The following is an 18,985-nucleotide window of genomic DNA, read 5'->3' on the forward strand; positions in this document are numbered from 1 at the left end:
TCATGATCATTGATTGCCACGGGCACTTCACAACCGCCCCGAAATCCCTGGAAACCTGGCGCCAACGGCAGATCGCCAGTCTGAGTGCGCCCGCGCTGGCGCCATCCGCCAGCGAACTGCATATCGGCGACGATGAATTGCGCGAGGCCATCGAGACAAATCAGCTACGCCTGATGCGCGAGCGTGGCGCGGACCTGACGATCTTCTCGCCGCGCGCGTCATACATGGCTCACCACATCGGCAACCTGGAAACCAGTGCCACGTGGGCGTCCATCTGCAACACGCTTTGCCATCGCGTCAGTGAACTGTTTCCCGATCACTTCGTCGGTGCCACCATGCTCCCGCAGTCACCCGGCGTCGATACCCGAACCTGCATCGCCGAACTGGAACGGTGCGTACGCGAGTACGGCTTTGTCGGCGTGAATCTGAATCCCGACCCGTCGGGCGGACACTGGACGTCGCCGCCGTTGTCCGATCCGTACTGGTTTCCGATCTACGAGAAGATGGTCGAACTCGACGTACCGGCCATGATTCACGTCAGCACCAGCTGCAATGCCTGCTTCCATACCACGGGGGCGCATTACCTGAACGCCGATACCACGGCCTTTATGCAGGTGCTCACGAGCGACCTGTTTCAACGCTTTCCCACGTTGAAGTTCGCGATCCCGCACGGCGGCGGCGCGGTGCCCTATCACTGGGGACGGTTCCGTGGCCTGGCGCAGGAACTCAAGCTTCCGCCGCTGCGAGAGCACCTGCTCAACAACGTGTTCTTCGATACATGCGTCTATCACCAGCCCGGCATCGACCTGCTGACCCGCGTGATTCCAGTCGAGAACGTGCTCTTTGCCTCTGAAATGATCGGCGCGGTGCGCGGCATCGACCCCGAGACCGGCCACTACTACGACGATACGCGCCGCTACATCGACCAGGCCGCGCTGTCCGCGCAGGAACGCCACCTGATCTTCGAGGGCAACGCACGGCGCGTGTACCCACGGCTCGACGCACGACTCAAGGCGCGCGGCAAGTAGAACGGCGCCCGCAATAAAAAGAATATTCAACGGAGGAGAGAACGATGAAACTGCGCCATCTGGCGTTTTCGCTTGCGCTTGGCTTGCCGGCCTTGGCGCAAGCCCAGTCCGTGACGCTTTACGGCGTCATCGACACCGGTATCGAATATCTGAACCACGTTGGCACGGCCAACAATTCCGTGGTGAAGATGGCCAACCTGAGCGGGACGGTGCCGTCGCGCTGGGGCCTGCGCGGCACCGAGGATCTGGGCGGCGGCCTGAAAGCCAACTTCGTGCTGGAGTCGGGCTTTGCACCCGACAGCGGCGTCAGCAACCAGGGCGGCCGCCTGTTCGGCCGTCAGGCCTGGGTCGGTCTGAACGGCAACTGGGGGCAGGTGAGCCTGGGCCGCCAGTACACGATGCTGTTCTGGGCCATGCTCGACACCGAAATCCTCGGTCCAAACGCCTACGGTTCCAGCTCGCTCGACAACTATCTGCCCAACGCCCGCGCGGACAACGCCATCGCGTACAAGGGAAAGTTCGGCGGATTCACAGTCGGCGCGACGTACAGCTTTGGCCGCGATTCGGTCAATGCCGGACCCAGCCCATCCGGCACCAACTGCGCCGGCGAAAACGCCGCCGACAAGTCCGCGTGCCGTGAATGGTCGGCCATGCTTGGCTATGAAACGAATTGGTGGGGCGTGCTGGGCGCCTATGACTCCCTGCGCGGCGGCCCCGGTGCCTTCGGTGGCCTGACCTCCAGCCAGCTCAAGGACGATCGCGCCACGCTGGGCGGCTATATGCTGGTGGGGCACGCCAAGATCGGCGCTGGATGGCTGGGCCGGCGCAACGGCGCACTGGCCACGCCGCGCAGCAATATGTTCTATACCGGCGTAGCGTACGACATCACACCGCAGGTCACGCTGTCTGGCGAAGCGTTCTACCTCGACTACCGCCACAGTTCGGACCGCGCATGGCTGGGCGCCGTACGTGCCAGCTACGCGTTCTCCAAGCGGACGTCGGTGTACACCACGCTCGGCTATATCAACAACAACGGCAAGCTGGCGCTCTCGGTGGATAGCGCATCGACCGGTGCTTCGCCGGTGGCCGGTGCTTCGCAGCTTGGCGCAATGCTAGGCATCAAACACATCTTCTGATCCTGTCGCATCTACACAGTCGGCGGGGTGCTCCAGCTGCCCACGCTTCGCTAGTGCTGGCGAAGCGTGGGTTTTTTTGTCAGAAGCGCTGCGGCACGATCCAGGCAAGCGTCATTTGACGGCAGACCGCTGTACCATGCCGGGGACGCTCTCAGCCACGTCCACCATGACCGCATCCGACCACGCCCCCCATCACCCATCACCACGCATTGCCATCATCGGCGCCGGCATCGTCGGCAGTTGTATCGCGCTCACGCTGCACAAGCGCGGCGCGTCAGTGACCTTGATCGATCGTGAAGGCCCCGCCAGCGGCTGCAGCTACGGCAATTCCGGGGCCATCAGCGTCAGTTCGATCGCACCGCTGGCCATGCCTGGCGTGCTGGCATCGGTACCGAAGATGCTGATTGATCCGGAAAGTCCGCTGCACCTGCCGCTCGGCTACCTGCCGGCCGCCGTACCGTGGCTGACACGTTTCGTGTTGTCGGCCACGCCTGAACGCGTGGAGCGCGCGGCAAGTGCGCTCGCGGCGCTGCATGCGGGCGCCATCGACAAGCATGAAGCGCTGTCACGCGAGGTGGGTGTGCCGGAGCTATTCATGCGGCGCGGCCATCTGCATCTGTATCCCGATGCAGCAGCGCTGGATGCCGATGGCGATGCGTGGCGGCTGCGCGAGCGCTTCGGTTTTCGGTTCGAACGGCTCGATCGTGCCGGTATCGACGCGCTGGAAACCGGCGTGTCGGCGCGCTACCAGGCGGCAATCTATCTGGCCGACCACGGCACGATCCTCAATCCCGCCCGATATACACGCGCGATTGCCGATGCGTTCGTAGCGCGTGGCGGCCAACTGTTGCGCGATGACATCCAGCGCATCGAACGCTCGGGCGACGGCTGGATACTTCAGGGCGCCACCGGTAACCACACCGTCGACCACGTCGTCGTTGCCGCCGGTGCGTGGTCACGCCGCTTGCTCGATCCGCTTGGCGTGCGGCTGCAACTCGAAAGCCAGCGCGGCTATCACGTGCAGTTCACGGGCGCGCGCGACGTCGTGTCGCGTACCGTGGTGCTGACCGACCGCAAGATCTTCGTCACGCCGATGGAAGAAGGCCTGCGCGTTGGCGGCACCGTGGAGATCGCCGGCCTGCAACGCGGCCCGGACCAACGTCGCGCGGCCATCCTCGAACGCATTGCGCGCGAGACTTTCACTGGTCTGGAAAGCAGGCCCGTCACCACTTGGATGGGCCATCGCCCATGCATGCCGGATTCGGTACCCGTTATCGGTGCGGCGGAAGGACACCCCGGCCTCTGGCTTGCCGTCGGCCACGGCCATCTGGGCCTGACCGATTCCATCAACACCGCCGAGCGGATCGCCGACGCCATGCTCCCAAGTTAGTCCCCTCAGGGAAACCGCTAGATTGCCGCGCCGGAATTTAGTTATACAGTAGAACAATCCGGCAACGCAGCGCCGCGGAGGGGACATATGAAGATCGCAATCGCCGGCGGCGGCATTGGCGGGCTGACGCTCGCCCTGCTTTGCCATCGCCACGGGCTCGATGTCGAAGTATGGGAAGCGAGCGAATCGTTGCGCCCGCTTGGCGTCGGCATCAACCTGTTGCCGCACGCGGTACGCGAGCTTTCGGCACTCGGTCTGGAAGCGGATCTGGTGCGCATTGCCATCGAGACGTCGTCCCTGTCCTACTACAACAAGTTCGGTCAGCGCATCTGGCATGAGCCACGCGGCCGTGCGGCCGGTTACGACTGGCCGCAGTTCTCCGTGCATCGCGGCGAGTTCCAGATGCTGCTATACGAGACCGCGCTTGCGCGGCTTGGCGCGGACCGCATACACACCGGCCATGCGCTGGAATCGATCGTCGGTACCGGTGGCAAGGGCGAACCCGCGCGTTTCACACTGCGTCGCCGCCACGACAATGCCGTGGTGGAAGCGCAGGCAGACATCCTGGTTGGCGCGGATGGCATTCATTCCGCGGTACGCCGGCACTTCTATCCGACCGGCGACGCCCCGCAGTTTTCACGTCGCCTGCTGTGGCGCGCCACTACCGATGCGGCGCCCTACCTCGATGGCCGCTCCATGTTCATGGCCGGCTTTCAGGACCAGAAGTTCGTGGCGTATCCGATCTCCGAGCCGATGCGCGCGCAGGGTCGCTCGCGCATCAACTGGATTGCCGAACTGCGCGTTCCCGACGACTATCCCGATACGCCACCGCGCAGCGATTGGAACCGCCAGGTCGACAAGTCCGTCTTCCGCGATGCATTTGCCGGCTGGTGTTGGGACTGGATCGATATTCCCGCGCTGATCGATGGCGCGGAGGCCATCTGCGAATTCCCGATGGTCGACAAGGACCCGCTGCCGCGCTGGACGTTCGGCCGCGTCACGCTGCTGGGCGACGCCGCGCATCCGATGTATCCGATCGGTTCGAACGGTAGCGCCCAGGCCATCGTCGATGCGCGCTACCTGATGGATTGCCTGCTTGGCGAGCGCGATCTGGACTACGCACTGCGCGAATACGAAGCGGAACGCCTGCCACGCACGGCCGGAATCGTGCTGCGCAACCGCATGAACGGTCCCGAGCAGGTCATGCAACTGGCCGAGGAACGCGCGCCGCAGGGCTTCGCCAATATCGACGATGTGATCCCGCAGCGCGAACGCGAAGCCATTTCGCAGCGCTACAAGATGCTAGCAGGCTTTGGCCACCAACAACTGCAGGCTGGCAAGCCGTGAACGATCGATGGTGAGGCGAGTCACAAGCCGCACGCTGCAAGTCAAAAACAAGTACAAGTGAGGAGACAACACCCATGCCCCGACATCAATATCCATCGCCCCCCAGCTCGATGCGCGCCGGCCTTGCGCTCGCTGCATTGATCCTTGCCAGCGGTGCGGCGCAGGCGGACGTCACCGTTGGCGTCAGCATCGCATCCACAGGTCCGTCGGCATCCCTCGGCATTCCGCAGAAGAACACCATGCCGTTCCTGCCCGAGACGATTGCAGGCGAGAAGATCCACTACATCGTCATGGACGATGCCTCCGATCCGACCCAGGGCACCCGGATCGCGCGCCGCTTTGTCTCCGAGGACAAGGTCGACATCATCCTTGGCTCCTCCGCGGTGGCGCCTTCGATCGCGATCTCCGAAGTGGCCGACGAAAGCCAGACAGTGCAGCTTGCTTTCTCCCCCATCGAACTGAAGCCGGGACGCGGTGCGTGGACATACCGGCTGGCCCAGCCGGTGAAGCTGATGGCCGACGCCGTGGCAGGCGCCGCCAACGCCAATGGCGTGAAGACCGTGGCCTTCATCGGCTTTGCCGATGCTTATGGCGAAACCTGGCTCAAGGAATTCACCGGCGCCGCGCAGGCCAATGGCATCAAGGTCATCGCCACGGAGCGCTATGCGCGATCCGATACCAGCGTGACGGCCCAGGTGCTGAAGCTGATGGCCGCGCGCGCGGATGCCGTGCTGATTGCCGGGGCAGGCACCGGCGCGGCGCTGCCCCACACCACACTGCGCGAGCGCGGCTACAACGGGCCGATCTACCAGACGCATGGTGCCGCCACGCGCGACCTGATCCGCATCGGTGGCAAGGCGGTCAACGGCACGATCCTACCCGCCGGGCCAGTGATCGTCGCGGAGCAACTCCCGGCGAACAGCGCAGTCAAGAAGCCGGGGTTGGACTACGTCACGCGCTATGAAAAACAGTATGGTCCCGAAAGCCGCACACAATTCGGTGCCCATCCCTACGATGCGGGCCTGGTGTTGCAACGCATCGTCCCGGTGGCACTGAAGAAAGCCAAGCCGGGCACGCCGGAGTTCCGCAAGGCGCTGAAGAATGCGCTGGAAAGCGAGCGCGATATCGTGGTATCGCACGGCGTGCTCAACTACACGGCACAGGACCACTTTGGCTTCGACCAGCGCGGGCGCGTGCTGCTGACCATCGACAACGGCAACTGGCAACTCGTCAAATGACTCACGGCATTCCCCTACCGACGCTGGAGCACATCGCTGACTTCAACTTGCAGGTGGCACCGCCCACCGAAGTGGGCAGCACACCGCTGGGCCAGCGCCGCGTGATTCCGATCCTGTCCGGCACCGTGAGCGGTCCGCGCCTGAATGGGCAGATACTGCCCGGCGGCGCGGACTTTCAGCTGATCCATCACGACGGCGGCGACGACGTGACCACTGCCGATATTGAGGCCCGTTACGTACTGGAAACTGATGATGGCGCGCGCATCTACATCGTCAATGCCGGCGTGCGCAGTGGCGCCACGGCAGTGATCGCGCGACTGAACCGGGGGGAGCAGGTCGACCCTTCGGAGATCTACTTTCGTACCGCCCCGCGTTTTGAAACGGCCGCGCCACAGTACCGCTGGCTCATGCAGCATTTGTTCGTGGCATCGGGCGCCCGCTATCCGGATCGCGTGGTGCTGCGCTATTTCCTGGTCAGATGAACATGGCATCACCACGCAAGCCGCGCGAAACACTCGCGCCGGACCCCAACGGCGGCCACTTCGATCCGCATCTGCCGAATATCGACTATGGCGTGCTCGACTCGCTGATCGGGTACGCCATCCGTCGTGCGCAGATCCGCGTCTATGAGGACTTTGTGGCATCGCTGGCGGCGTGGAACATCACACCGCCGCGCTTTTCCGCGTTGCAGATCATCGCCCGTAATCCCGATCTGAAGCTGACCGACCTTGCGCAGATTCTCGGCATCGCCCGGTCCGGGGCAGTCTTGCTGGTCGATGCGCTGGAGGCAATGGGGCTGGTCAAGCGCCTCCCGTCGCCAACCGACCGGCGCGCGTTCGGGCTGGCGTTGACGGATGCCGGACGCAAGACGCTGAAGCAAGTCACGGCTGCCGTATGCGCGCACGATGCGCGGATTGCCGCAGGGTTGTCGGCGGACGAGCAAACCGTGCTGAAGGGATTGCTGGAAAAACTGGGGCGGTAGCGTTGGGGGCGCTTGCCCTCTCCCCCAGCCCCTCTCCCATTTCATGGGCGAGGGGAGCAACCCAATAGCAATTTGAACCACCGAGGGTGTTCTCCCCTCTCCCGCTTGCGGGAGAGGGGCCGGGGGAGAGGGCAAGCGGCTCCGCATGCGACAAATCAGCAAGCAGAACCTCAACGCCCTGATAACGCAAAGAGAACGATTGCCTTGCCCTTCCGTGCATCACCTGACGTGCAAAAACTCAGCACACAGCATCAGCGATAGCTGACGGTTACCTCGTTGCTGCGGCCCTGGAGCATCGGCGTCATGCCGCCCTGGCCGGGGATGCGATAGGCGAAAACGAAGCCCTTGGTGGCATCGTCGCCGACGAAGGCGTCGGTTTTGCCCTCGGCGCCGGGCAACAGCACGCAGCGATCCGCATTGCACAGATACGCCTGCAGGTCCACGGGTGGCGGGCGGGTGAAGCTGTAGCGCCAACGTACCGACGTGATCCGGCCCAGCGCTTGCGGCATCGTCGCCAGCGGCACCACGGGTTCGGACAGCGCCCGCTGGCCCTTGCTCACGATCTGCGGCCCGACGGACGATGCCGTCCATGCAAAGCGCGAACCCGTAAGCTCGTAGGTGGCTTTCGTGAAGACGGGCGCGGGCGTCTGCGCATGCGACGCCACGGTCCCCGTCACGCACAGCACGGCCAGGACCAGGGCGCGCCGCATCACAGCATTCCGCGCAGTTGTGTGCGCAGGCGCCCAATGGCCTGGCTGCGGATCTGGCACACGCGCGATTCGGTCACTTCCAGCACGGCGCCGATTTCACGCAGATTCAGCTCCTGGTCGTAACAGAGCGACAGCACGAGCTTCTCGCGCTCCGGCAACTTGTCGATGGCGCGGATCAGCGCGTCGCGCATGCCGGACTCCATCAGCACGGTCAGCGGATTGGCATCGTCGGTCACGCCCAGGTGCCGATCCAGAAAATCCTCTTCGCCCGAGCGCTCGAAATCTTCATAGTGCAGCAGCTGGCAGCCGTAGACCTCGTTCAGCAGCTCCTGGTATTCCTCGAGCGGCATCTCGAGTTCCTTGGCCACTTCGGAGTCGATCGGCGTACGGCCGAGCTTCTGTTCCAGCTGGCGCTGCGTGCGCTCGATCTTGCGCGTGAACTGGCGCAGGCTGCGCGATTGCCAGTCGTTGGCGCGCACCTCGTCCAGCATGGCGCCACGGATGCGCTGGCTCGCATAGGTCTCGAACCGCGCGCCATGATTGTCTTCATAGCGTTTGGCGGCATCGAGCAGGCCGATCATGCCGGCCTGTATCAGGTCGTCGATCTGCACGCTGGCGGGCAGCTTGGCCGCCAGCTGGAGCGCAATGCGGCGCACCAGTGACGCGTGTGACTTGACCACGTCCGCCTGCTCGAGCTTTCCCTGAATCGTATACATGGTGGAACTCTCGTTAAATGCTTACAGTTAGCGCCAGCGCCGGAGAGGCTGAAATCGGCTGCTGGCAGGCTGAGTTTCCGGTCCTGTCGAGACTTCTTGTTCTTGCTTATGCGGGAACGGCCGAGGCCATTCCCAGGGACGATGCTTCGCGCAGCGGCCATGCGCCGATACCACTGGCGACGTGCCGCAACGCTCCGGTCGCCGCGGCGGCGGGGTACGCCTCCACCACACACCGCCCCAACTGGAGCGCACGCGCCACCAGCGGATCCATCGGCAGGTACCCTGCCAGGCTGGCCTCCACGCCCAGGTACTGGCTCGCCGTGCGGGCCAGGTTGCGCGCGAGCGCCGTGACCGTCCCCTCCGCGGCCGCCATATTGACGACCAGCTGGAAATGACGGCATGCGTATTCGTGATGCAGCCGCTTGATGCAGGCATAGGCGGCGGTGATCGACGTGGCCTCCGGGCGCATGACGATCACAAAGTTGTGAGCCACGCCGGCCAGCGGCGTCAATGCGCCGGTGATGTCGCGGCGCGCATCCACCAGCACGGAACGAACGTCTGGCAGCCGCGACGACATCGCGCGCTCGTCAGGCAACGCACCAACCAGCGCCGGCCCCGCCTGCAGCACGGCAATACCCGTGGCGGGCCGCGTGCCAACCGCGGTGCCGAACGCCACGCGACCATCGAGCACATCGGCCAGCGTGGCGACGGGACTGGCGCCGGCCAGCCGCATGGCGCGCGCGCCGTACTGATCTTCGTCCACCAGCAGCACGCGTTCGCCCTGCATCGCCAGCGCATTGGCCAGGCCCAGCGCCACCGTGGTGGTGCCGACGCCCTGTTCCGCGCCAACCACCGCAATGCGCCGCGTGACGCGCGGCGCCAGCAGGCGGCGCAGGCTTTCGGCCTGATCGGAGCCCATCAGGTTCAAGGCTTACTCCCCAGCGGCCGCAAGCTGCGGCACGGCATCGATGGCGGCCATCGCCTGCATTGCGGAGGTGGCCGATCCCGACGTTTCGTCCATCATGGACGGTGCCGGCGCCATGCTGCGGCCCGGATAGTTCTCAAGCACGTCCAGCAGCGCCAGCAGGCGGCCCATGCCTTCGTTGAGCACGGCACCTGCCACCGGTGCATTGACGCGCGCCGAAGCACGGCCGGCCAGACGCGACAGGAATGCCGGTGCGGTCGGCGTGGGCGTATGTTGGAGTCGCAGCGCGGTCAGGCCCAGCTGCAGCGACACCATGCCGGCGCACAGCGACGTGTCCGCGTCGCCATCCTGCGCGAAGTGCTCCATCGCATGACGCAGCGTGCGGAACTGCTCGTCGGTAGCCGTCGTCCACTGCGACCACCGTGCCACCTGCGCGGCGTCGCCAGCCAGGGCCGGATCGCACAGCACGTATTCGACGGACAGCGTGTCACCGGTTTCAAGATCGATCATGCGCGACACGACCAGGCAGGCTTCGATACCGGTTTCGGCGGCATTGCCACGGCCACGCGCGGCAGTACGGACCTGGCCTTCGGGAATACGAACCAGGCAGTGTGCGAGCCAGTGCGCGGCAGCGCGGTCGCGGCACGTGACGTCGCCGATGGCATGGAAGGTCAGCGTGTCGGCAACCGTATCCAGCTTGTTGGCCAGACCTTCGGCGATCACGCGCGTGGTCTTGCGCGTGCCGGCAATCCAGCGCTCGCCCAGCTGTTGCCAGCGTGCCAGCGTGGCCGCCGTCGGCAGCGAAGCATTCAGGTTGACCACCGTGCGCGCGGCAGCCAGCGTGGCGCGCACCGTGGCGGCTTCGGCATCCGCCTCTGCCTCGGAGAGCGACTGGCGCGCGCGGCCCGCCGGCACCACGGTGCTGGCCAGCGGCATGCCATCACGGTCCGCCAGCCACAGCGTGTGCTGCATCATTTGCGGTGCGCGGCGGCCTTGCACGGTTTGTGCCACGTTCTGCGTGACGGCCAGCACGTAACGGTCGCAGGCACGGCTGGCGTCGCGGCACATGGCCAGGCGCACCTGCTGCACCATCGGACGCAGTGCCGACACGCCGGCGGAACGGTGCTGCCACAACTGGCGCGCGAGGTCGAAACCATATTCGGCGGCGTTGAGTTCTTCGACGCAAACCCCCACTGCGTTGGCGCTGTCGCTCAGCGAACGCAGCATGTCGTCCGCGCCGCCATTGCGTTCGGACTGACGCGGCGCCGTTGCGGCTTCCGCGGCCCCGGCCTGGCGGCGTGCCACGTCGGCATCATTGAACAGCGAGCCACGGCGCGGCGTCAGGAATGCGCGCTCCACGAGCGCACCGGCCTGCGCCAGCTCCAGATGCTCGGGTACGCGCTGGCCGGTGGAAGCGTAGAACACCGGCAGGCGATGGCGGATCACCACATCGAGCACGGAGCCGAGGTGCGTGGCTTCGTCGAGCTTGCTGATGATGCAACCGTCGATGCCGGCGGCGGCACCGGCGGCGTCGTTGCGATAGGCGTGCACCACCTCGTTGAGCGTGTCACCATGTGCCGCGCCGTTCAGCAGCAGCACGCGCTGCATCGGCGTCTGCACACCGGCCAGCATGGCGATCTGGTCCGACAGGCTGCGGTCGCGCTGGCTCATGCCCACCGTGTCGATGATCACCAGGTGCTTGTCCTTCATCGCCGACAGGGCAAAGCGCAGGTCGGCGGCGTCCTTCACCGCGTGCACGGGCACGCCGAGAATATCGCCATAGATGCGCAGCTGTTCGTGCGCGCCGATACGGAAGCGGTCGGTCGTCAGCAGCGCCAGGCTTTGCGGACCATGACGCAGCACGAAGCGCGCGGCCAGCTTGGCGGTGGTGGTGGTCTTGCCCACGCCGGTCGGGCCGATCAGCGCCAGCACGCCACCCTGGGCGAACAGCGCGTCTTCATCGGCCAGCACCGGTACCTTGGTGGCCAGTTCCTGGCGAATCCAGGCCATAGCGGCCGGACGATCGGTGCCCACCGGCAGGCGCGACAGCAGCGTGCGCGACAACTGGCCCGAGAAGCCCGCATTGACCATCCATTCGAACAGCGATTCACGCAGCGGATCGCTGGCTGCCACGCCGTTGGCGCCCTGCGACAGGCCCGCGAACTGGCGCTCAAGCATCGAACGCATCGACGCCAGCTCGCCGCGCAGGTCGCCCAGCATCGCGTCTTCCTGCATCACGGGCGCCACGGGCATCGCTGCCGCGGGCGAGAAGACTTCCGCCGAGGCAGGATACATGCCTTGCAGCGCCTGCAGCATCGGCTGCGGCGACGGCAGCGCTGCCGGGGCCGACTCGAACAGCTGCGCGCTGGCGCTCACGGCACCAAGGTCGGTGTCGCGCATCGCCACGATCTCCACGCCGCCTTCGATGGTGCGATTGGAGAGCACCACGGCGTCCGGACCCATCGCCTCACGCACCTTGCGCATCGCTTCGCGGCCGTTGGCCGCCACAAACTTTGCCACGCTCATTGTTCAGTCCTCACGCTGCGCCGCCGATCATGGCGGTAATGCGAATGTTGCGGTTGTCCGGTACTTCGGCGTGCGACAGCACCTTCAGCTGGGGCAACGTGCGGCGCAGGAAGCGCGCCATCAGCGGCCGCATCGGCGGCGGCACCAGTAGCACGGGGTCCAGGCCCATTTGTTCCTGACGTACCACGGCACCCTGCGCCTGCTGCAGCAGTGCATCGGCCAGCCCCGGCTCGATACCGCCACCGTTGGCCAGCGCCTGCGTCAGCACGCGTTCCAGTCCGGCGTCGAGGCCGATCACCTGCATGTCGGCGTTGTTCGGGAACAGCTGCTGCGTGATCGCGCGGCCCAACGCCACGCGCACCAGCGTGGTGAGCTCGGCGGGGTCGTTGATCTTCGGTGCGTTGTCGGCCACCACATCGAGGACCGTGCGCATGTCGCGGATCGCCACACCTTCGTCCAGCAGGTTCTGCAGCACCTTCTGCAGGCCGGTCAGCGAGATCGTCTTCGGCACCAGGTCCTCGGTGAGCTTCGGGGCTTCCTTGGTGATGCGGTCCAGCAGCGCCTGCACTTCCTGTCGGCCCAGCAGTTCCGATGCGTGCATCTGGATCACGTGGTTCAGATGGGTGGCAACCACCGTGCTGGCGTCCACCACCGTGTAACCGTATGCCTGCGCCTGTTCCTTGAGCGCCGCGTCGATCCAGACGGCCGGCAGGCCAAACGCGGGGTCGCGCGTGGCGGCACCGGGCAGCGTGCCGCTGACCTGGCCAGGATTGATGGCCATCCACTGACCGGGGTTGGCTTCGCCGTTGCCGATCTCCACGCCCTTGAGCGTGATGCGGTAGGCATTGGGCTTCAGTTCGAGGTTGTCGCGGATATGCACCACCGGCACCAGGAAACCGATGTCCTGGGCAATCTTCTTGCGGATGCTCTTGATGCGGCCCAGCAGTTCGCCGTTCTGCGCGCGATCCACGAGCGTGATCAGGCGGTAGCCCACTTCCATGCCCAGCGGATCGACCATCGTGACGTCTTCCCACGTGGCCTCGGCAACTTCGGCCTGCACAGTGGGGCTACGTTCTTCGTTCGCCTTGGTTTCGGTGGCCTTGACCTCGCGGCGCATCATGTAGCGGCCGAACCAGATCAGCGCGCCGGCCAGCAGCAGGAAGGCAAAGTGCGGCATGCCGGGGATCAGACCCATCGTGCCGATGATCGCCGCCGTGATGAACATTACGCGCGGATTCGAGAACAGCTGGCCGGTCAGCTGCTGGCCAACGTCCTGCTCGTTCGACACGCGCGAGACGATCACACCGGCCGCGGTCGAAATCACCAGCGCGGGGATCTGGGCGACCAGGCCGTCGCCGATCGTCAGCAGCGTGTAGTTGTGTACCGCCGTGCCGAAGTCCAGGTCATGCTGCACCATGCCGACCACCATGCCGGCGGCAACGTTGATGAACATGATCAGCAGGCCCGCGATGGCATCGCCACGCACGAACTTGGAGGCACCGTCCATCGCGCCGTAGAAGTCCGATTCCTGTGCTACTTCGGTACGGCGCTTGCGGGCACCTTCCTCGTTGATCAGGCCCGCGTTGAGGTCCGCGTCGATGGCCATCTGCTTGCCGGGCATGGCATCGAGCATGAAGCGCGCGCCAACTTCGGCGATACGGCCCGCACCCTTCGTGATCACCATGAAGTTGATCACGACCAGGATCGCGAACACCACGATACCAACGGCAAAATTGCCACCCACCAGGAAGTGGCCGAAGGCCTCGATCACCTTGCCTGCCGCGTCGGGACCGGTATGGCCTTCGAGCAACACCACGCGCGTGGACGCCACGTTCAGCGACAGACGCAGCAGCGTCGAGAACAGCAGCACGGCCGGAAACGCGGCAAAGTCCAGCGGGCGCTGCGTGTACATGCCCACCAGCAGCACCATGATCGACAACGCGATATTGAAGGTGAACAGCAGGTCCAGGATGAACGCCGGCAGCGGCAGGATCATCATGCCGAGGATCATGACGATCAGCAGCGGGCCAGCCAGCGCCTTCATCTGGGCGCCACCCCGCAGTGCGGGCATGTTGAAAAGGTTGGTCAGTGCGTTCATGCGCGGCTTTCCGGTACGGCAAGGTCATCCGGCACCAGCAGGTCGGTCGGCGAATCGGGCTGCGGACCGTAGCTGTAGTGCCAGTTCTTCAATTGATAAACCCAGGCGAGAACCTCGGCCACGGCGGTGTACAGGCCCGCCGGGATCTCATGGCCCAGTTCCACGTGACGATGCAGCGCGCGCGCCAGCGGCGGCGCGGACAACACCGGCACACGATTCTCTTGGGCCAGCTCGCGGATGCGAGCGGCCACTTCATCGGCACCCTTGGCCACGACGCGCGGGGCATTCCAGCGCGAGCCTTCGTCGTAGCGCAGTGCCACGGCAAAGTGGGTGGGGTTGGTCACCACCACGTCCGCCTTGGGCACTTCGGACATCATCCGGCGCCGCGCGATGGCCCGTTGCTGCTGACGGATGCGGGCCTTGATGTGCGGGTCGCCATCGGTTTCCTTCATCTCCTGCTTGACCTCTTCCTTGGTCATGCGGAGCTTCTTGTAGTACGTCCAGAGCTGCCACGGGGCATCGATGACCGCCACCAGCAGCAACGATCCGGCCACCATGCCGCAGACGTAGAGCACCATTTCCATCAGGTGCAGCAACGCTTCCTGGACCGGCGCGTTCATCAATGCGATGGCCTCGGGCAACTTGCGCCACAGCATCCATGCGCCCACGCAGCCGACCAGCAAGGACTTGGCAATGGCCTTGACCAGCTCCACCAGCGAATGCGACGAGAACATGCGGCCAAGGCCCTGCGTCGGCGACAGGCGCGAGAAGTTCGGCGCGAACGACTTGGTCGAAAAGCTCCAGCCTCCGAGGGCCAGCGGCGCCAACAGCGCCGCCACGCCGAACAGCAGCAGCAGCGGAAAAAATGCCAGCAGGCTGTCCCAGATCGCCATGCCGAACTGCGACAGCATGCGGTTGGTGTCGAATGCCGTGGCCGGCTCGAACGCCAGGCTGGTTTGCATGACCGCATTGAGTTTGCGACCCAGCGTGCCGCCCATGAACCAAAGGCCGAACACACCGGTCATGAGCATCACGAACGCGCCGAGCTCGCGCGAACGCACCACCTGCCCCTCCTCGCGCGCCTTTTCAAGGCGCCGGGGTGAGGCGGGTTCGGTTTTCTCGAGATCGCTTTCCTCGGACATGAATGCTCCAATGCGAAGCACGCGGGCGGCACTTCGTCACCGAGGATTATCAAATCCCGGGCGTCACGGCATTGGGAGGAAAAGGCGGGGAAACAGGTGCCTGTTTCAGGAATGAGGGGGGCAGCGGGAATAACGGCCCAGGGGTGGTGATCTTTAGGGTTAGATCCCGAAATTGTGCCGATCTCGCCCAGTTCAGACGGGATCGGGGCGCATGATGTCACGTTTTGGACGTGGATTCCACTCCCTGGCACGCCCCTTTCCGGCCTGGCCGGTCGGCACAGGCCAGAAAGGGAGAGCGAACACTCGCTTATCGCACTACGATCGCACTACGTCGTCATGGTCGGTCGACATCGCCAGCTCGCGCCAGGCTGCCAGTTCCGCTTCCACGGACTTGTGCTTGGTCTCGATGCGGGCGACGGCGTCCGAGCCGAGCGGCAGGCGCACCGGCGGCTGTTCGCTGTCGGCCAGGCGCAGGATCGCCGCGGCCAGCTTGCGCGGATCGCCGGGCTGCGCGTGGTTGGCGCCCTTCGCAAAGACGCGCATCTGGCCAACCGTTTCGGCGTAGTCATCGATGATGGCTTTCGTCGACACCAGCGAATTGTCATTGAGGAAGTCCGTGCGGAAGAAGCCCGGCTCGACGACCGTCACGTGGATGCCCAGCGGCGTCAATTCCTGCGACATGGCTTCGGTCAGCCCTTCGACCGCGAACTTCGACGCGCCGTAGACGCCCCAGCCGTAGTAAGCCGAGTATCCGCCCAGCGACGAGATATTGATGACATGGCCGCTGCGCTGGCGGCGCATCTGCGGCAGCACGGCACGCGAGACCGCCAGCAGCCCGAACACATTGGTGTCGAAGTTAGCCTTTGCTTCGTCTACCGCCGTTTCTTCGACCGCGCCGAGGATGCCAAAGCCGGCGTTGTTGACCAGCACATCGATACGGCCGAAGCGTTCAACGCCCTGACGCACTGCCTCGACGGCGTCTTCCTCGCGGGTGACATCGAGCTTGACCGCCAGCAGGTTCGGCTGCTCGCCGAAGACTTCGGTCACCTGTTGCGGGTTCCGTGCCGTGGCAATGACACGATCGCCGCGCTGCAGGGCTGCGCGCACGATCAGCGTGCCGAAGCCACGCGAAGCGCCGGTAACAAACCAAACCTTGCCTTGTGACTGGATCGATTGGGACATGACTGACTCCTGGAATATCGGGATTGGATTAGCGTTCCGGAGCCGTCTTTCCCTTGTGTAGCCTGGCAGCGGCACCGTTGAGACACATGGTAGGCAGGCAGTCGTTCACAAACAATGGCGATGTATATTGATCCACTCACAACTTAAAGTTGCTAGTTGTTAATTACCTGAGTCACGCACGAAGCCCGGCGCAGAGGGTTTCAGGCAAATGTTCGGCGACGTCGAGCATTCCCAGGTGCTTCCGCAAAACCGTGGGTCACTGCTGAAAAGCTAGAATTCCTCGCCGAAGATCCAGGTCTCGTTGACAAGCATCCGGTTCAATTGAGCGCGCTCTTTCACTGCCTGCTTGCTGCCAATGTCGAAGAGCAATTCCTCCAGGCCGGCGAGGAAGCACAGCCGCTCCCTCACCAGCTAGCTGCATTCGATCACCGATGCCAAAGAGGTAAGTTGAAGCAGACCGTGCAGCTCCTCAGCCTTGCGCGCCGGCAGGTTGAGGACTTCGGTAAGCAAGCGCTTCAAGGTGGAGGGGCTTCCCTCCAGCGCCGCCTTGAGCATGCCGAGGGTAAAACGGCGGTCCTGGTGTCCCCCCGTGGGAAAGGCCTCCAGATGCTCGTGGATACCCAGCGCGCAAATGTCGAAGCGCTCGCGGCACGCGATCTCGATGGCGTCTTCGGCAATGCCTTCTAATGGATAGATGCCTTCCGCCTTCCAGCGTTGAATCAGCGCACTGGCTTCCTCGGCACGCTGGCGACGGTGACGGGCCTGCAACGACTCTTGCGCACTCTCGACCACGCGCTGCAGAGCAGGATCGATACCTGCGCCCGGTATCCAGACGTTTGTGGAATCGGGATGCCTCATCTCCATCGCTAACCTCCTTTGCTTGAACACGCAAAGCAGGTTAGCACCGCGACGTGCGTCACGGCCCCGTCGGATACACCTTGTGACGCGCTTTCAGATTCGTCTCATCAAGCGTTCCCATCGAGCTTGTCCGGCCCGATCTCGATGCCGAGCTGCCCGGCCATTTCCACGACTAGCGCCTGCAGCCGTGCCACCTTTTCTTCCAGTTCACGGTGGCTGATTCGCAGCGCTTCGAACTCCGATGGCGACGCGGCCGACTCGCCAACAGTGCGCGCCGATGGCACGGACTCAGCGACCGCAACCTCGCCGCAGAGCAGGTGCATCCAGCGGTGCTCGCGCTCGCCCGGCGCGCGTGACAACTTGGCGACCAGTGCCGGTGAACGCTCGACCAGTTCGTCCAGGAAGGCCTCGACCGAAGAAATATCGGCAAAGGCATGCAGGCGTGCGGTGTTCAGGCGCAGTTCGGCTGCCGTCTGCGGGCCGCGCAGCATCAGCGTGGACAGCAGCGCGGCCGACTGGCTCGGCACGGCCAGCACCTTGCCCAGGTTCTGCTCGAAACGCGGCACGCGGCTACTGCTGCCTTCAAACACCAGGCTCAGCGATTTCAGGCCGTCGATCGCCGTCAGGATCTCGTCTTCGGTCACGCTCATCACGGGGGCGCGCGCGGTCTTCTGGTTGCAGCCGGAGGCCAGCGCATTGAGCGACAGCGGGTAGGTGTCCGGAACGGTGTACTGCTTCTCCAGCAACACGGCCACCACGCGCGCTTCCAGCGGCGTGAGTGTGCGCAGTGCGGGGCGCGACGGGGTGTCGGGGGTCTGATCCATGATGAATATCGGCAGGTTGGCAGGCTCTCAAGGCGCCCATTGAAGCGCAAGGGCGCCGGCAACGCAACTGCGCCGGCGGACTTTGTTTCGCAATGTATCTGGCCAGCGCGCAGAGACAGACGCATACCGTGGCACCTGCCGTGCGACACAAAGCCGATACGCCCGACGCTCAGGCTGTGCACTTCCCGACAGACTCGAAACCGGTACCCCTGGAGGAGCATCATGAAGCTGTACGCCAACGAAGTGTCATCGGCCACATCACGTGTGCGCATTGCGCTGGCCATCAAGGGCCTTGCCGTCGACATCCACCCCGTGACGATTTTTGGCGAGGCGGCCGAATCACGCCAGCCGGCATTCCGTGCGATCAATCCGCAGGGTCTGGTACCTGCGCTGGAAACGGACACCGGCGAACTGATCACGCAGTCCCTGGCCATCATCGAATACCTGGACGAACGGTTCCGCACGCCGCCCCTGCTGCCGGCAGACCCCGAGGACCGCGCATTTGCCCGCGCCATAGCGCTGTCGATCGCCAGCGAGATTCACGCACTGCTGCCACCGCGCGTGGCATCGCGGCTGACGCAGATCCCCGGCATGGATGCCGACGGGGTTACCGCCTGGGTTCGTCACTGGGTCGACGTCGGGCTTGGCGCCGTGGAAGAGCGCCTGGCCGCGCGCCGCACGGGACCGTACGTGGTGGGCGACACCCCGACCGTGGCCGATATCTATCTGTTCCCCCAGACCATCAGCGCGGCGCGCATGGGTTTCGATGTGCAGCAGCGCTGGCCGAACATCGCGGAGATCGTCGCGCGCCTGCACGACATTCCCGCTTTCGCGCAGAACGCGCCGGCCCCGCGCACGTAGTCACGGCAAACGTGGCAGCGGC

The 18,985-nt window shown here is 64.8% G+C and carries 18 protein-coding genes; 8 read left to right on the plus strand and 10 right to left on the minus strand.

Annotated features, from left to right (window positions below; translation table 11 throughout):
• The first annotated feature begins 2 nt into the window (after positions 1–2).
• From AC3FLX_RS13340 to AC3FLX_RS13370, 7 genes are all read left to right on the plus strand, one after another.
• On the plus strand, positions 3–1,028 hold the full coding sequence (locus AC3FLX_RS13340) for an amidohydrolase family protein (RefSeq protein WP_488697186.1): 1,026 nt from the start codon (positions 3–5) through the stop codon (positions 1,026–1,028).
• 44 nt (positions 1,029–1,072) lie between these two features.
• Positions 1,073–2,164, plus strand: a complete 1,092-nt coding sequence (locus AC3FLX_RS13345) for a porin (RefSeq protein WP_488697188.1) — start codon at positions 1,073–1,075, stop codon at positions 2,162–2,164.
• A gap of 166 nt (positions 2,165–2,330) precedes the next feature.
• Positions 2,331–3,554, plus strand: coding sequence for an NAD(P)/FAD-dependent oxidoreductase (locus tag AC3FLX_RS13350; RefSeq protein ID WP_488697190.1), 1,224 nt, complete (start codon positions 2,331–2,333; stop codon positions 3,552–3,554).
• Positions 3,555–3,641: 87 nt separating this feature from the next.
• Positions 3,642–4,901 (plus strand): flavin-dependent oxidoreductase, encoded by a 1,260-nt coding sequence (locus AC3FLX_RS13355; protein ID WP_488697192.1) that lies wholly within the window; start codon positions 3,642–3,644, stop codon positions 4,899–4,901.
• Between the two features lie 74 nt (positions 4,902–4,975).
• Entirely contained in the window at positions 4,976–6,139 is a 1,164-nt protein-coding gene (locus AC3FLX_RS13360) for an ABC transporter substrate-binding protein (RefSeq protein WP_488697193.1), read from the plus strand.
• Positions 6,136–6,621: a DUF3237 domain-containing protein gene (locus AC3FLX_RS13365; protein ID WP_488697194.1), complete on the plus strand. Its 486-nt coding sequence runs from the start codon at positions 6,136–6,138 to the stop codon at positions 6,619–6,621. Before AC3FLX_RS13360 ends, AC3FLX_RS13365 begins: the two co-directional genes overlap by 4 nt.
• A 2-nt stretch (positions 6,622–6,623) precedes the next feature.
• A complete protein-coding gene (locus AC3FLX_RS13370; RefSeq protein ID WP_488697196.1) occupies positions 6,624–7,121 on the plus strand; it encodes a MarR family winged helix-turn-helix transcriptional regulator in 498 nt (165 codons plus the stop codon).
• A 251-nt stretch (positions 7,122–7,372) separates the two neighbouring features.
• On the opposite strand, the gene AC3FLX_RS13375 is transcribed toward AC3FLX_RS13370, so the two are convergent.
• The 10 genes from AC3FLX_RS13375 to AC3FLX_RS13420 all read right to left on the minus strand — a co-directional run bounded on the left by AC3FLX_RS13375 (position 7,373) and on the right by AC3FLX_RS13420 (position 18,102).
• Positions 7,373–7,831, minus strand: a complete 459-nt coding sequence (locus AC3FLX_RS13375) for a flagellar protein FlhE (protein ID WP_488697198.1) — start codon at positions 7,829–7,831, stop codon at positions 7,373–7,375.
• Positions 7,831–8,547 carry an RNA polymerase sigma factor FliA gene (locus tag AC3FLX_RS13380; protein ID WP_488697199.1) on the minus strand — a complete coding sequence of 239 codons (717 nt, stop codon included), beginning with the start codon at positions 8,545–8,547 and terminating at the stop codon, positions 7,831–7,833. Before AC3FLX_RS13380 ends, AC3FLX_RS13375 begins: the two co-directional genes overlap by 1 nt.
• A 106-nt stretch (positions 8,548–8,653) precedes the next feature.
• Positions 8,654–9,466, minus strand: coding sequence for a MinD/ParA family ATP-binding protein (locus AC3FLX_RS13385; protein WP_488697358.1), 813 nt, complete (start codon positions 9,464–9,466; stop codon positions 8,654–8,656).
• Between the two features lie 12 nt (positions 9,467–9,478).
• Positions 9,479–11,998: a flagellar biosynthesis GTPase FlhF gene (flhF, locus tag AC3FLX_RS13390; RefSeq protein ID WP_488697201.1), complete on the minus strand. Its 2,520-nt coding sequence runs from the start codon at positions 11,996–11,998 to the stop codon at positions 9,479–9,481.
• A 10-nt stretch (positions 11,999–12,008) separates the two neighbouring features.
• Positions 12,009–14,096 (minus strand): flagellar biosynthesis protein FlhA, encoded by a 2,088-nt coding sequence (flhA, locus tag AC3FLX_RS13395; RefSeq protein WP_488697203.1) that lies wholly within the window; start codon positions 14,094–14,096, stop codon positions 12,009–12,011.
• The gene (flhB, locus tag AC3FLX_RS13400; protein ID WP_488697205.1) at positions 14,093–15,238 is read right to left on the minus strand and encodes a flagellar biosynthesis protein FlhB; all 1,146 of its coding nucleotides are present in this window, start codon (positions 15,236–15,238) and stop codon (positions 14,093–14,095) included. Before flhB ends, flhA begins: the two co-directional genes overlap by 4 nt.
• 315 nt (positions 15,239–15,553) lie before the next feature.
• Positions 15,554–16,420, minus strand: a complete 867-nt coding sequence (locus tag AC3FLX_RS13405; RefSeq protein WP_488697207.1) for an oxidoreductase — start codon at positions 16,418–16,420, stop codon at positions 15,554–15,556.
• A 270-nt stretch (positions 16,421–16,690) separates the two neighbouring features.
• Positions 16,691–16,828, minus strand: a complete 138-nt coding sequence (locus AC3FLX_RS13410; RefSeq protein WP_488697209.1) for a hypothetical protein — start codon at positions 16,826–16,828, stop codon at positions 16,691–16,693.
• Positions 16,829–16,831: 3 nt separating this feature from the next.
• Entirely contained in the window at positions 16,832–17,284 is a 453-nt protein-coding gene (locus AC3FLX_RS13415) for a hypothetical protein (protein WP_488697211.1), read from the minus strand.
• Between the two features lie 101 nt (positions 17,285–17,385).
• Positions 17,386–18,102 carry a YceH family protein gene (locus AC3FLX_RS13420; protein ID WP_488697212.1) on the minus strand — a complete coding sequence of 239 codons (717 nt, stop codon included), beginning with the start codon at positions 18,100–18,102 and terminating at the stop codon, positions 17,386–17,388.
• A 222-nt stretch (positions 18,103–18,324) separates the two neighbouring features.
• Between AC3FLX_RS13420 and maiA the strand changes: the two genes are divergently transcribed.
• Positions 18,325–18,963, plus strand: a complete 639-nt coding sequence (gene maiA / locus AC3FLX_RS13425; protein ID WP_488697214.1) for a maleylacetoacetate isomerase — start codon at positions 18,325–18,327, stop codon at positions 18,961–18,963.
• Positions 18,964–18,985: the final 22 nt, after the last annotated feature.

It is taken from the genome of Cupriavidus sp. 291-E7 (assembly GCF_057798835.1).

What these genes read in the sequence shown, in the direction of transcription:
- AC3FLX_RS13360 (WP_488697193.1), top strand. Translation starts at nt 4,976, where the DNA reads ATGCCCCGACATCAATATCCATCGCCCCCCAGCTCGATGCGCGCCGGC.
- AC3FLX_RS13365 (WP_488697194.1), top strand. Translation starts at nt 6,136, where the DNA reads ATGACTCACGGCATTCCCCTACCGACGCTGGAGCACATCGCTGACTTC.
- AC3FLX_RS13380 (WP_488697199.1), bottom strand. Translation starts at nt 8,547, where the DNA reads ATGTATACGATTCAGGGAAAGCTCGAGCAGGCGGACGTGGTCAAGTCA.
- AC3FLX_RS13405 (WP_488697207.1), bottom strand. Translation starts at nt 16,420, where the DNA reads ATGTCCCAATCGATCCAGTCACAAGGCAAGGTTTGGTTTGTTACCGGC.
- AC3FLX_RS13350 (WP_488697190.1), top strand. Translation starts at nt 2,331, where the DNA reads ATGACCGCATCCGACCACGCCCCCCATCACCCATCACCACGCATTGCC.
- flhA (WP_488697203.1), bottom strand. Translation starts at nt 14,096, where the DNA reads ATGAACGCACTGACCAACCTTTTCAACATGCCCGCACTGCGGGGTGGC.
- AC3FLX_RS13340 (WP_488697186.1), top strand. Translation starts at nt 3, where the DNA reads ATGATCATTGATTGCCACGGGCACTTCACAACCGCCCCGAAATCCCTG.
- maiA (WP_488697214.1), top strand. Translation starts at nt 18,325, where the DNA reads ATGAAGCTGTACGCCAACGAAGTGTCATCGGCCACATCACGTGTGCGC.
- AC3FLX_RS13370 (WP_488697196.1), top strand. Translation starts at nt 6,624, where the DNA reads ATGGCATCACCACGCAAGCCGCGCGAAACACTCGCGCCGGACCCCAAC.
- AC3FLX_RS13345 (WP_488697188.1), top strand. Translation starts at nt 1,073, where the DNA reads ATGAAACTGCGCCATCTGGCGTTTTCGCTTGCGCTTGGCTTGCCGGCC.
- AC3FLX_RS13415 (WP_488697211.1), bottom strand. Translation starts at nt 17,284, where the DNA reads ATGGAGATGAGGCATCCCGATTCCACAAACGTCTGGATACCGGGCGCA.
- AC3FLX_RS13355 (WP_488697192.1), top strand. Translation starts at nt 3,642, where the DNA reads ATGAAGATCGCAATCGCCGGCGGCGGCATTGGCGGGCTGACGCTCGCC.
- AC3FLX_RS13420 (WP_488697212.1), bottom strand. Translation starts at nt 18,102, where the DNA reads ATGGATCAGACCCCCGACACCCCGTCGCGCCCCGCACTGCGCACACTC.
- flhB (WP_488697205.1), bottom strand. Translation starts at nt 15,238, where the DNA reads ATGTCCGAGGAAAGCGATCTCGAGAAAACCGAACCCGCCTCACCCCGG.
- AC3FLX_RS13385 (WP_488697358.1), bottom strand. Translation starts at nt 9,466, where the DNA reads ATGGGCTCCGATCAGGCCGAAAGCCTGCGCCGCCTGCTGGCGCCGCGC.
- AC3FLX_RS13375 (WP_488697198.1), bottom strand. Translation starts at nt 7,831, where the DNA reads ATGCGGCGCGCCCTGGTCCTGGCCGTGCTGTGCGTGACGGGGACCGTG.
- flhF (WP_488697201.1), bottom strand. Translation starts at nt 11,998, where the DNA reads ATGAGCGTGGCAAAGTTTGTGGCGGCCAACGGCCGCGAAGCGATGCGC.